We start from the raw sequence: 12665 nt of genomic DNA, 5'->3' as shown, positions 1-12665 counted from the left end.
GTTCAAGATTAGTGTATCCTTTTTCTTCATAATCAAACAGAATGATAAAAAACCAACACATACAAAAGATAAGTAACATTATTAAATATAGCACTCATAGAAAAAAAGGTAAAATATAAAACCTTCCTTTTTGGGTGGGAGAGAGCGTCTGACCATGTATAGATGCGGTCAGGAGTTTTCTTTTGTCCTTCATATTCGGAATTGAGTTGCTAGAAAATCAGTAAATGAAATTTTATCAGCGATTTTTCAATTATATCGACCAACCGACAAATACCGACGAAGTCACCCTATTAAAAAGAGCTTGCTACATAAGCAAGCCCTCTTCCGCACAATAATAAAAGTCACGCACTCTGATTTCCTTCCATTTGTGTTTTATACATTTCATAATAACGACCTTTTTTCTGTATTAATTCATCGTGAGATCCTTTTTCTAGAATCGTCCCTCGGTCGAGTACAATGATTTGATCTGCGCTCTTAATTGTAGAAAGCCGATGCGCAATAATAAATGTTGTTCTCCCTTTCTTTACAACTTCTAGCGCGGACTGAATCATCGCTTCTGTTTCTGTATCAACACTTGAAGTTGCTTCATCTAGTACTAAAATAGCAGGATCAAACGCGAGCGCACGCGCAAAGGATATAAGCTGACGCTCCCCGGACGAAAGCGCACTTCCTTTTTCTGTAATTTCTTCTTCTATATTGTTAGCAAACCGCTCTGCTCCTACATCGTGCAATGCTTTTACAATTCGATCCTTTGAGATATTCGGATGTTGTAAGCTTACATTTGACGCCACTGTACCACTAAATAAAAATGGATCTTGCAGTACAATCCCCATATGCTCACGAAGGGCTTGCTTTGGGATGTCTTTCACGTCATGTCCGTCGATTGTCAGTTTTCCTTTTTGAAACTCATAAAATTGAAACAGTACATTCATAATGGAACTTTTTCCAGATCCCGTATGACCAACTAAAGCAACCGTCTCTCCTTTTTTGGCCTCAAAAGAAATATGTTTTAACACTTCATCTTTTCCATTATACGAAAATGAAACATCATCAAATCGAACATTTCCATTCAGACGCGGTATTCGCTCTTCTTGAAGCACTTCTCCTTTTTCATCAAGCAATTCAAATACACGTTCCGATGCAACGCGTGCTTGCTCTAAATTCGCAAGCTGATTCACCATATTTGTAATGGGCGAAAAAAGCCTTGTTAAATAATCAACAAATGCATAAAGCACACCTAAAGAGACAATTCCAGCAGCACTCAAAGAAGCGCCTCCGAAATACCAAATAACCCCTGTAAAAGCAATGTTGCGCAAGACACCTACTAAATTGTGTGATGTCGCTGCATTTAAATGTAAAATTTTATTTTGATACTTAAAGTAATCTTCATTTAACTCTTCAAATTCTTTCTTTGTTGCGTTCTCTTGACGAAATGCTTGGATAATAGGCATTCCTTGAATCGATTCATTTACTGTACCATTAATATCTGATAATCGAGAACGCATTTTATGATTGTATACTGAAGCATATTTTCGGTATAAACTAGCCCAAATGATTAAAATTGGTACAATGAGTAAACATAATAACGCTAACTTACTATCCAGTAAAAATAGGGCGATAAAAATGCCGATAATATAAATAAAACTAGAAACAAACGTCGCTAAAACTGTTACATATAACTCCCGGATTGCCTCTGTATCATTCGTTACACGCGATACAATCTTCCCCGCTGGTAAATGGTCGAAATAACGAATCGGTAAAGTTTGAATATGTGAAAAAACATCTTCACGCATAATTTGAATGATTTTATTCGATGCCTTTTGTAGATAAAACTGTTTACCATATGCAAATAAAGATACAACTAACAATAATGCAAAATACCCTCCGCCAAGTAAAAGCAATCGTTTCATCTCTGGTTCATAAAATGAATATACTTCTTTCGCTGTTAACATTTTCGCTTTATACACTTGCGTCGCTTTCCCGTTTTGAACTGTAATCATATCGCCTTTTACAGAGCGCGTTCCCTCTGCTGCAATTTTGTTAGGTACAAAATAATACGTGAAACCAACTTGTATAACATGAACTTCTTTTCCTTTTTGTTCTCCTTGTTCAAAACGGTCGCTTCGCTTATACCAAGCCCCGTTATACAGTACAGCATCCTCACCTTGCTCCGTTTCATACCAAGGCTTCTCAATTCCAACAATATGATCATCAATCATTACCTTTGCCACAAATGGGCCTGCAAGTTCTGCAATCACGAAAATAAATAACATTGCCAGCGCCGCAAAAATAGTTCCCTTTACTTTCATCGCGTATTCAAATAACCGCCTTGAAACACTCATATTTTCACCTCACCCTCTATATCTTCACCTTGCTGCCTTTCAAACTGCTCTTTATACCAACCATCATTCGAAACGAGTCTATCATGCGTTCCTTCTTCTATAATTTCACCATTATCCATAACGAGAATCCAATCTGCATGCTGCACAGCTGATAGGCGATGCGTTGTTATAATCGTTGTTTTCCCGCTTCTTTCGCTTCTTATATTTTCAATAATCGCTGCCTCCGTCCTAGCATCTACAGCTGATAAGGAATCATCTAAAATTAAAATGTCTGGATTTTGAATCACTGCTCTTGCAATCGAAATTCGCTGCTTTTGCCCGCCAGATAAAGAAACGCCTTTCTCTCCAACAAGCGTCTCTAACCCTTCCGAAAGAAACTCCAAATCTTTTTTAAATGCTGCAATTTCAATCGCCTTTTCAAGTTCCTCCTGACTTGCTTCCCTATTTCCAAATACAATATTTTCGCGTGCTGTTTTTGAAAAGAGAATGTGCTCTTGCGGGACATACCCAATCCAATCCCTTACGTTTTCAGTCGAAATTTCGTCAAGTTTTACATCCGACACTGTAATATTCCCTTCTCCAAGTGGATACTGGCGAAGGAGTTGGCGAACGAGGGTCGTTTTACCACTTCCTGTTTTACCAACAATGCCTAGCGTTTCTCCTTGTTTTAATGAAAAAGAAATATTTTTCAAATGCATATCAGATGAATGTGGATACGAAAAGGAAACTTGATCAAAGTCGATATACGCTGGTTCGTGTACACGCGCTGGCTTTTCTACGTTCTTCACATCCGGCTCGTAAGCTAACGTTTCATTCACACGATCTAGCGAAGCATTTCCGCGCTGCATAACATTAATTAATTCACCAATCGCAAACATCGGCCAAATCATCATCCCAAGGTAAACGTTAAAAGAAACAAGCTCACCAAGCGTAACCTTTGATTGAAAAACTAAAAACGCTCCGTATACAAGACCAATTAAATAACTAAGACCAACTAGCATCTTCACCGTTGGCTGAAACAGCGCATCAATCCTTGCAACTTTCATATTTTTTTCATATACATCTGTTCCGAGCCCATGGAATCGTTCTTCATCCGCTTTTTCCTGTACATACGCACGAATAACCCGCACACCCGCGATCGATTCGAGTACTTTATCATTCATATCACCAAACGCATCTTGCGCAACCGTAAAACGTTCATGTAACTTCTTCCCATATATATTCATCGCATATGCCATAATTGGCAAAGGAAGAAGTGCTGCAATGGTAAGTGGCCAACTAATCGAAAACCCCATCATAAAAACAATCGTTAACATATACAAACTAGAATCTACGAGTGTCAAAATTCCGAAACCAGCGGTCATAGAAAGCGCCTTTAAATCATTTGTCGCCCTTGCCATTAAATCACCAGTACGATTTTTGTGATAAAAGGTCGGTGTCATTTTCAGTAAGTGCCCCATAAATTTGGAACGCATCGTTCTTTCCAGTACGAATGCCCCGCCAAATAATTGATGCTGCCATACATAAGTGAGTATATATCCAGCTATTGTCGTCACGATTAACACCCAAATATATTTCATAATGACTTCACTCGTTAAGGATCCTATTTTGATATGATCAATCGTTAAACCAATTACCTTTGGAGGAATAATCTCAACTATATTTACAATTAAAAGTGCTCCAATCGCGATACTATACCTCTTCCAGTGTTCTTTAAAAAACCATGCTAACTTTTGTAATACCGAAAACAATGAAATCTCTCCCTTCTCAATTTTGTTTCACTTAAGTTTTTTTATCCACTATCAAACCCCCCACTTTACACCGCGCCAACTATACTGTCTCATCATAACTTCTCACCTTTCGTAATGTTCTACCTGAACCATACGACGTATGGAAACAACCAAAAATAAGGACAAAAAAAGCATACCGCCGCTCGACGATATGCGTAAAAGCGCATAAAAGCGTACGTCACGATATACGCAACGTACGCTTTTAAAAAACAAAAAGCACTATCTTTCCGTACGGTTTGCGTAATGATATGAATATTTTCCACCTTGTAATGCAGCTACACCAGTCATATTTACCATTACAATCATTACGCACACCTCCTTCATTTATTTTCCATTTTTTATTTTATAACTTAAAAGAGTTTTCTGTCAATTATTTTTTCACCTTAGAATAAAATAATCAATAATCACAAAAAATGAAAGAAGTGCAATACAATTTTTCAGCATAATATAAATCCTTTTTCATTTCATGAACAATTAAGGAAAAATACTGTAAGAAAAGGCATACAAAATAAAAATTACATAAGAAATCGTTTCCATAAACATTTTATTTGAAAAATATTATCAAACACCCTACAATCACCATATACTCACTCTTACAAGTTGCTATTTTTAGGAGGATTAATCATGACAACTAGCAATACGTACAAATTTTATTTAAATGGAGAATGGAGAGAAAGCTCTTCTGGAGAAACAATCGATATTCCATCTCCATATTTACACGAAGTAATTGGAAAAGTACAAGCGATTACTCGCGCGGAAGTTGACGAAGCAATCGCTTCAGCACAACAAGCTCAAAAAGAATGGGCTGAGGCTTCGCTTCAAGATCGTGCAAAATATTTATATAAATGGGCTGATGAGCTCGTAAATATGCAAGATGAAATTGCCGATATCATCATGAAAGAAGTCGGTAAAGGTTATAAAGATGCAAAAAAAGAAGTTGTTCGTACAGCAGATCTTATTCGTTACACTGTAGATGAAGCTCTTCATATGCACGGAGAAAGCATGATGGGTGATAGCTTCCCTGGTGGATCTAAATCTAAACTTGCAATTATTCAACGTGCACCACGTGGCGTAGTTTTAGCAATCGCACCATTTAATTACCCTGTAAATTTATCTGCTGCAAAACTTGCACCAGCTCTTATTATGGGGAACGCTGTTATCTTTAAACCAGCAACACAAGGCGCAATTAGCGGTATTAAAATGGTAGAAGCACTTCATAAAGCAGGTCTTCCAAAAGGACTTGTAAACGTAGCAACTGGACGCGGTTCTGTTATCGGTGACTACTTAGTAGAACATGCTGGTGTAAATATGGTATCGTTCACAGGTGGTACAAATACAGGTGCTCATTTAGCGAAAAAAGCAGCGATGATTCCGCTTGTATTAGAACTTGGCGGAAAAGATCCTGGTATTGTACGCGAAGATGCTGACCTAGAAGAAGCTGCAAAACATATCGTAAGCGGTGCGTTCTCATATTCTGGTCAACGTTGTACTGCAATCAAGCGCGTACTTGTACATGAGAATGTAGCAGACAAGCTCGTTAGCTTACTAAAAGATCAAGTAGCTGCATTATCTGTTGGTTCTCCAGAAGAAGACAGCACAATCGTCCCATTAATCGACGATAAATCTGCTGATTTCGTTCAAGGGTTAGTTGATGATGCAGTAGAAAAAGGTGCAACAATCGTAATTGGTAACAAACGCGAGCGCAACTTAATCTATCCAACATTAATTGACAATGTAACGGAAGAAATGAAAGTTGCTTGGGAAGAGCCATTCGGTCCAATTCTCCCAATCATCCGTGTTTCTTCTGATGAAGAAGCAATTGAAATTGCAAACAAATCAGATTTCGGTTTACAAGCAAGTGTCTTCACAAAAGACATTAACAAAGCATTTGCAATTGCAAACAAAATCGATACTGGTTCTGTTCAAATTAATGGACGCACAGAGCGTGGCCCTGACCACTTCCCATTCATCGGTGTGAAAGGTTCTGGTATGGGAGCACAAGGTATTCGTAAGAGCCTTGAATCTATGACACGTGAAAAAGTAACTGTATTAAACTTAATGTAATATGTTAGAAGCTGATCTCAGATTGTAGATCAGCTTCTTTTTATATAAACCATTCTTTTTAGGTGGGAAGAGAGCGTCCGGCCGTGGATAGGAGCGGTCAGTGCCTTTTTTGACCCCATGCCAAGTAAAAACAAAAGAAGAAAGCGAGTGGAGATTTCCTTTTATTTTCATTGCCACGACGTAAATGCTTGAAAATAAAATAGGTACATGTATGTGTTAAAAAATCAAGTTGAATATATATTCTTTCCTTCACTTACCTCATATGTTTTAGGGCTACTATTTATTACCCAATCCGTTACATGCCCCAATAAAGGTACATCATAACGACGTTGTTTCTCATCATTCAAGTTAGACAAAATCTCAAAAATACTTTCTACATTTTCTTTAATACTAACCGCATCTATAAAATGAACAACCTCAGGCGCAACAACATTCATATGTTGAAAATACTGTTTTTGCGGTTCTATAAGACTTAGATGTTTTTCAAAGTTACTTCGTCTTCGGGTAGTATCATTTTCTTTCCTTTTTCTTAATTCGGTTGCGCTTGTAGAAAGATGAATGTACCTATCCGGAAATCCTATATGTTTTTGTTTCATTTGATTTACATAAAACTCTTTCAAAAACGGTAAAGTTTGTGGAAACTCCCCCTCATAAATCCAGTTATACCAAATGGGCTGAAAAATATCTCCATCAAATAGAACGATATCATACAATTTTCGTTTTTCTTGTGCGATTTGCCACCTTTCAACTTGCCTTTCGAGATACCAATTTTCCGGTTCAGGATTAGGGCGCTGAAATAAGAAATTTACTTCTGGAATCACATAAGCATTGTATAATTCTGCAATCTTTAGGCACGTTGTCGTTTTACCAATGCCACTTGCGCCTTCCAAACAAATGAAAGTCATATTGTACCTCCGTTCCTTCATACTGTTTCATTATTCTACCTCATTAATTTCACAAAGTATTCCCTATAATCTGATTATTACTATATCCATTGACGTATAAAAATTCATTTGTTACCCTTGATGATGTGAATTGAATATATAAATCCTCATTCGTATCTCGGTGAGGTAGAGGTTGCAGTCATTAAGAGTATCATTTCAGGAGATGTAGTGGCATCGATGAATGAATGAGAAAGGAATGGTTGCCGAAGTGAGAAGTGTCCCACTGTGCATTCTTGCTGGGTCTGCTATTTAATAAGTGCAGAACTGTCACAAACAACTTGTTTGTGGAGAGCTATCGAGAGGTATGTCGTGGGTTTCCTATAAGATAGAAAGCACGTTACGACAATGACACGTGCTTTTTTTGTTTTGTATGAGACTTACCTTTCTTCCCTTTCCGGAAGACATACATATCTCCTCGCTTGACTTGGTTATACTAACTTTGGAGGTATTTTTTATGCAACAAAAAAAATGGGGCTTTTGGGTACTAACAGCTTTTGTTGTCGGTAACATGGTTGGCGCTGGTATTTTTATGGTGCCAAGTACGTTAGCACAAACAGCAAGCCCGCTCGGTGTTACATTAGCTTGGTTAACAACAGGGTTTGGTGTTTTAATGCTAGCTCTTGTTTTCGGTAATTTAGCAATTCGTCGTCCTGATTTAACGACAGGACCACAAAGTCATGCATATGCTTTATTTTCATCACCAAAAACGAAAAAAATGGCCGGATTTAGCATGGTATGGGGCTACTGGGTTGCAAACTGGGCAAGTAACGTTGCCATTATTACATCGTTTGCAGGTTATTTATCACTCTTTTTCCCAATTATGAAAGATACACGTGTCCTATTTGCAATCGGCTCTTTCGATGTAGAAGTTGGAAAACTGATTACATTCTCGATTTGTTCTTTCTTACTATGGGGAACACATATCATCTTAACAAACGGTGTAAACGGAGCTGGGAAATTAAACTTCTTAGCAACAACAACGAAAGTAACTGGATTCCTTCTATTTATTATTGTTACTTTATTCGCATTTCAAGCTTCAAAACTTGGCCAATGGTACACGCCAATCATTGATAAAGAAGGCGCTTCACACGGACTACTGTCACAAGTGAATCTAGCTGCCCTTACAACATTATGGGCCTTTATCGGGATTGAGTCAGCTGTCCTTTTATCAAACCGTGCTAAATCTCCAAAAACGGTAAAACACGCAACTGTAGCTGGATTATTGGTAACTATTTCTATTTATTTAGGAATTACAATTTTAACAATGGGTGTTCTTCACATTGATACATTGCAAGCTTCTGAACGTCCATTAGCGGATGCACTAAATGCTGCAATGGGTCACGGCGGCGGGAAATTAATGGCCTTACTTGCGCTTACTTCCCTTTTTGGTTCTATTTTAGGCTGGATTTTATTAAGCTCAGAAGTACCGTATCAAGCAGCAAAAGAAGGATTCTTTCCTTCCTTCTTTGCAAAAACAAACAAAAAAGGAAGTCCGATTTATTCACTAAGACTGACGAATATTATGTCGCAAGTCTTCTTGTTCTCAACACTATCAGGGACAATTGCTGAAGCCTATACATTCGTTATTACAGTCTCAACTTTAGCTTACTTAATCCCTTATCTCGTCTCACCAATCTTCCAGTTAAAACTAGTCGCAACTGGTGAAACATATAAAAACGAAATGGGTTCACGAATTATAGATGGTATTATCGCAGTCATAGCGCTTTGTTATGCACTATGGGTGATTAAAACTGGGGCTTCAGATATTAAAACATTCCTGCTTGGAATTGGTTTATTCGCAATCGGTTTTGCGTTCTACCCATTAATGAACCTTGATAAAAAACGAAATAAAAACGAGCAAGTTGCATAAGCAATTTGCTCGTTTTTATTTTTAAACCTGTATAATAGAAGCGAGAGGTGAAAAATATGTCAATTGAAACATTATGGAGCACTCGTTTTCAAAAACATTTTCAAAACGTCATCATGTATTTTACGCGTATGATTAGCGGTTTACTATACAGCTTCATCTTTATCTCATGTGTAGGCGCATATTATTATGCGGAGTTGCTTAAAACATCTCCTTCTAAAGAAATCTCGTTATTACTCATTATAACTGTGCTTACAATCATAATAACGAGATGCCCAATCCGTACGTTTATCCAAAAGCCTGACGCCGTCTATTTACTGGCGCTTGAAGAAAAATTAACATCTTATTTCAAACAATCTCTTCTATATAATTATGTCATGCAGCTATTTCCATTGCTATTTACTTTTCTAATCATTGTTCCATTAGCAATGCAATCATTACAAATAACGATACCTTTTTTATGTACTATATTTTTTATTTTAATGCTTATTAAAGCCTGGAATATATACATACACTGGATATGGCGCGATCAATATAATGGACAAATTTGGTTTATCATTCGCATCACTTGCAATGCATGTATTTTGTACATGCTCTTTCAATCTGTATCAGTTATATTACTAGGTGCCGGTTTCTTACTTCCAGTCTTTCTACTTATTTATACAATGAAACAACCAACAAAACGAATCGGCTGGGAATATATCATTGAACAAGAAGAAAAAATGGACATGCGCTTTTACCAATTTGCAAACTTTTTCACCGATGTCCCACAGCTCAAAAAACAAGTAAAACAAAGAAGATGGTTAACAAGTTGGTTAGAACAGATATTACATAAAAAACAATCTACTTTTTTATATTTGAACACTTTATCATTTTTACGTGCAAATGATTATTTTGGCATATATATGAGATTGACCATCATCGGTTCTTTCATTTTATATTTCGTACCAAACATATATGCAAAAGGCGCTATCACTTGTTGTCTCTTATATATGACCTCTATGCAACTTCGTACGTTATGGAAATATTTTTCGGGAAATACTATTGTAGCATTATATCCTATCTCGCACGCTACACGGATGAATCAATTTCTTACTCTTATATTTTCACTAACAATCGTTCAGTTAACCATATTTGTAGTCATCTTACTTATGAGTGTACAGTCGCTTTTTCATGCTGTTTTTATCGCCTTAATCAGTATGCTTTTTATTAAATTTATCATTGTACCAAAAACAAAAAAACGAATTTCTTCTTTTTAAAATGAAATTCCCTATTACATGTACAAAACAGGAGCTAGAGGGCTCCTGTTTTTTGTTAGCTAGTCGATATATTTGAAAGATCATTGATAAAATTTTATTCACCACTTTATCCAATACACTCCCGCTAATTTCTAATCACTTTTTTAGGCATTTCTCATATAGTGAAAATGACTAAAATTTTCTTGATCGTATGAATCATCCATCAGTTACAAAATGTTTGACCACATATATAAAAGATGGGAGCCTGACTATGAACAACACTCAAACTTCAACGCCCCCAAACCACTCTGAGGAAAATAAAAGAGAAATTAGCTTACAAACGTTACGGGTCATTGGACTCATTGTATTAATTAGCGGTTATATCCTTGTCGCTCTGTCTGAAGTAGGTGAGCTGAAAGATCTTTTAACAAATCCAAGTGCTGGAAATAACCTATTTCAAAAAGACGTTTTGTAAAAAAAGAGGACCTATCCACCTTCTTTAAAAAACGTAACCATTTATTCCTTTGGCTGGACAGACTTTTTGAAGTTATGGACTCAACTAAAGAACTATGAAAACTGACGTAAAAGGTCAACCTTATTTTCTGTACATACTAAGGTTGGCCTTTTAAGAGTTATTTATTTTCAAAATTTAAGAAAGCTTCACTACTTCTTTTACATGCATATCAAGTTCTGCTAAGAACGTATCAATCTTAGGATTTTTAACGACGTCATAGCATGCAAAACTTTTCAAAGGACTCATGCCAATAAATTTCTGTACTCGGTGCAAATGACTGATTGTATCTTCTAAGCTCTCACCTTCAAAAAATTGTGCGTGATTCTGAAATGCTTCTTTTGGTGCATTCCACGTTGTAGAAAACATATATTGTTTCTCCGTCAATAATCCTCCTGCCCCGTATTGCTCTCCTCCTTTAAAAAAGAGACCGTATTCATACACTTCATCCATATACGTTTTAAATAACCCCGGAATACTAAACCAATAGATTGGTGTTTGATAAATAATAACATCTGCCCATAAAAACTTTTGTTGTTCTTCCTTAACATTGTATCCGTCTTGAATAATTGTAGTTTTCACATGATTCTTTTCACTAAGTAAATTGACCATGCGATCAACTAACGTTGCATTTAATTTCCCTCCTTCTGCACTATATTTTTGATGACCATTTATGATTAGTATGTTTTTCATCTTATTCGGCCCCTTTATTTTTATTGAATACAATCATTTAATTTTCAGCTACTACTCCAAGCTGCTGCATAAGAGTAAGGTTGTCTTCTAAATGCCAGTCTTCCGTAATTTTCCCATCCTTAATACGCAAAATATCAATTGCGAAAAAGTTAATTGGTTTCCCATTATGCGTTCCTGTAAAGGATAGACGAGCTGTAACCTTATCACCAACTACTAGTAGATCTTCAATCTTACAGCGAATATCTGGAACAGCTTTACGAACGTTTTTTGCCGCAAACGCTAAACCTTCAGGACCTTGTGGGCGCCCTTTCGGTAACGTATTATCAACGAATCTCTCCGTAACTGTTTGTGGAATAAGCTTCTCATTACCAGTATCCCAAAATGTATAGAAACGCTGAGCAGCATGCACCATTGATGTAGCTTCCTTTTGACTTAAGGATGGAGCGATTGTCATTGTTTTCGGTTCTAAAGACCCTTTCAATAATTGAATCTCACTTTTTGAAGCAGACGTTTTTTGATTACTACATGCAGTAATTACAATACCGATTGCCACGAGACAAATGATAAGAAAACAAAACGAACGCCAAGACTTGCTAGATTGACTTGTTCTTTTCAAAATAGTCACCTCCTTCATAAAAAAGTTTTGTAATCCTTGATGCTATTGTATATGCAGTAAATTCCCTTTTGGAAGTAGTGATATTTTTTTCATATAGTTACCTTTTAGATATCTTTGTGATAATATAAAGCAAATTAATAAAAAAATTTTTATGGAGGCTATTTTCATGGATACGATTGATCCAATTATATTGACGAAAGGTTCACCCGGTATACCTTGTCCGATTGCTAAGACACTCGACGTAATTGGAACAAAATGGACATTTTTAATTATTCGTGATCTTCTTATTGAAGGAACATTACGATTTAGCGACTTACTAAAATCAATGGATGGAATTAGTCCAAAGACACTCTCCCTACGCCTTAAAGAATTAGAAAGTCAAGGTATTGTAACAAGAAAAGTATACCCTGAAGTTCCTCCCCGGGTAGAATACACATTAACGGATAAAGGCAAACAATTAGAAGGTATTTTCATTGAATTAAAGCGTTTCGGCTTAACTTTATAGAGTACCAATGTAGCGTAATCGCAAATAGTGAGATAAAAAACAAACAGGAAATCTAACAAAAAGCCCCACCTTAAGTACAAAACTATAGGTGAGGC

General features: G+C 36.6%; 10 protein-coding genes and 1 riboswitch. Of the genes, 5 read left to right on the top strand and 5 right to left on the bottom strand.

From position 1 onward, the window contains the following. Window positions 1-341: 341 nt before the first annotated feature. Window positions 342-2342, bottom strand: coding sequence for an ABC transporter ATP-binding protein (locus ACX5JI_RS07115; RefSeq protein ID WP_459500412.1), 2001 nt, complete (start codon window positions 2340-2342; stop codon window positions 342-344). Then, window positions 2339-4093, bottom strand: coding sequence for an ABC transporter ATP-binding protein (locus tag ACX5JI_RS07110; RefSeq protein ID WP_459500411.1), 1755 nt, complete (start codon window positions 4091-4093; stop codon window positions 2339-2341). Before ACX5JI_RS07110 ends, ACX5JI_RS07115 begins: the two co-directional genes overlap by 4 nt. 663 nt (window positions 4094-4756) lie before the next feature. Here ACX5JI_RS07110 and ACX5JI_RS07105 point away from each other — a divergent pair. After that, window positions 4757-6196, top strand: a complete 1440-nt coding sequence (locus ACX5JI_RS07105) for an NADP-dependent glyceraldehyde-3-phosphate dehydrogenase (protein WP_459500410.1) — start codon at window positions 4757-4759, stop codon at window positions 6194-6196. A 224-nt stretch (window positions 6197-6420) separates the two neighbouring features. On the opposite strand, the gene ACX5JI_RS07100 is transcribed toward ACX5JI_RS07105, so the two are convergent. After that, a complete protein-coding gene (locus ACX5JI_RS07100) occupies window positions 6421-7101 on the bottom strand; it encodes an AAA family ATPase (protein ID WP_459500409.1) in 681 nt (226 codons plus the stop codon). 158 nt (window positions 7102-7259) lie between these two features. Beyond that, a riboswitch (Lysine riboswitch) is annotated at window positions 7260-7443 on the top strand. Window positions 7444-7594: 151 nt separating this feature from the next. Between ACX5JI_RS07100 and ACX5JI_RS07095 the strand changes: the two genes are divergently transcribed. From ACX5JI_RS07095 to ACX5JI_RS07085, 3 genes are all read left to right on the top strand, one after another. After that, window positions 7595-9010, top strand: a complete 1416-nt coding sequence (locus ACX5JI_RS07095) for an amino acid permease (protein ID WP_459500408.1) — start codon at window positions 7595-7597, stop codon at window positions 9008-9010. A gap of 56 nt (window positions 9011-9066) precedes the next feature. Then, window positions 9067-10266: an ABC transporter permease gene (locus ACX5JI_RS07090; protein ID WP_459500407.1), complete on the top strand. Its 1200-nt coding sequence runs from the start codon at window positions 9067-9069 to the stop codon at window positions 10264-10266. Between the two features lie 250 nt (window positions 10267-10516). Next, window positions 10517-10720, top strand: a complete 204-nt coding sequence (locus ACX5JI_RS07085) for a hypothetical protein (RefSeq protein ID WP_459500406.1) — start codon at window positions 10517-10519, stop codon at window positions 10718-10720. 174 nt (window positions 10721-10894) lie between these two features. Here the strand turns inward: ACX5JI_RS07085 and ACX5JI_RS07080 are convergent, their stop codons facing one another. Both ACX5JI_RS07080 and ACX5JI_RS07075 read right to left on the bottom strand, forming a co-directional pair. Beyond that, window positions 10895-11449, bottom strand: coding sequence for an NAD(P)H-dependent oxidoreductase (locus tag ACX5JI_RS07080; protein ID WP_459500405.1), 555 nt, complete (start codon window positions 11447-11449; stop codon window positions 10895-10897). Between the two features lie 37 nt (window positions 11450-11486). Next, window positions 11487-12014, bottom strand: a complete 528-nt coding sequence (locus ACX5JI_RS07075) for an ester cyclase (RefSeq protein ID WP_459501047.1) — start codon at window positions 12012-12014, stop codon at window positions 11487-11489. Window positions 12015-12231: 217 nt separating this feature from the next. On the opposite strand from ACX5JI_RS07075, the gene ACX5JI_RS07070 reads away from it, so the two are divergent. Next, window positions 12232-12570, top strand: a complete 339-nt coding sequence (locus tag ACX5JI_RS07070; protein WP_459500404.1) for a winged helix-turn-helix transcriptional regulator — start codon at window positions 12232-12234, stop codon at window positions 12568-12570. Window positions 12571-12665: the final 95 nt, after the last annotated feature.

Source organism: Bacillus sp. C1 (assembly GCF_054570475.1).
The sequence above is the reverse complement of the archived record's forward strand: the minus strand, read 5'-3'. Positions and strand labels throughout refer to the sequence as shown.

Excerpts from the sequence above, each read along its gene's own strand:
- ACX5JI_RS07080 (WP_459500405.1), bottom strand. The coding sequence starts at position 11,449 with ATGAAAAACATACTAATCATAAATGGTCATCAAAAATATAGTGCAGAA.
- ACX5JI_RS07115 (WP_459500412.1), bottom strand. The coding sequence starts at position 2,342 with ATGAGTGTTTCAAGGCGGTTATTTGAATACGCGATGAAAGTAAAGGGA.
- ACX5JI_RS07085 (WP_459500406.1), top strand. The coding sequence starts at position 10,517 with ATGAACAACACTCAAACTTCAACGCCCCCAAACCACTCTGAGGAAAAT.
- ACX5JI_RS07105 (WP_459500410.1), top strand. The coding sequence starts at position 4,757 with ATGACAACTAGCAATACGTACAAATTTTATTTAAATGGAGAATGGAGA.
- ACX5JI_RS07100 (WP_459500409.1), bottom strand. The coding sequence starts at position 7,101 with ATGACTTTCATTTGTTTGGAAGGCGCAAGTGGCATTGGTAAAACGACA.
- ACX5JI_RS07090 (WP_459500407.1), top strand. The coding sequence starts at position 9,067 with ATGTCAATTGAAACATTATGGAGCACTCGTTTTCAAAAACATTTTCAA.
- ACX5JI_RS07070 (WP_459500404.1), top strand. The coding sequence starts at position 12,232 with ATGGATACGATTGATCCAATTATATTGACGAAAGGTTCACCCGGTATA.
- ACX5JI_RS07095 (WP_459500408.1), top strand. The coding sequence starts at position 7,595 with ATGCAACAAAAAAAATGGGGCTTTTGGGTACTAACAGCTTTTGTTGTC.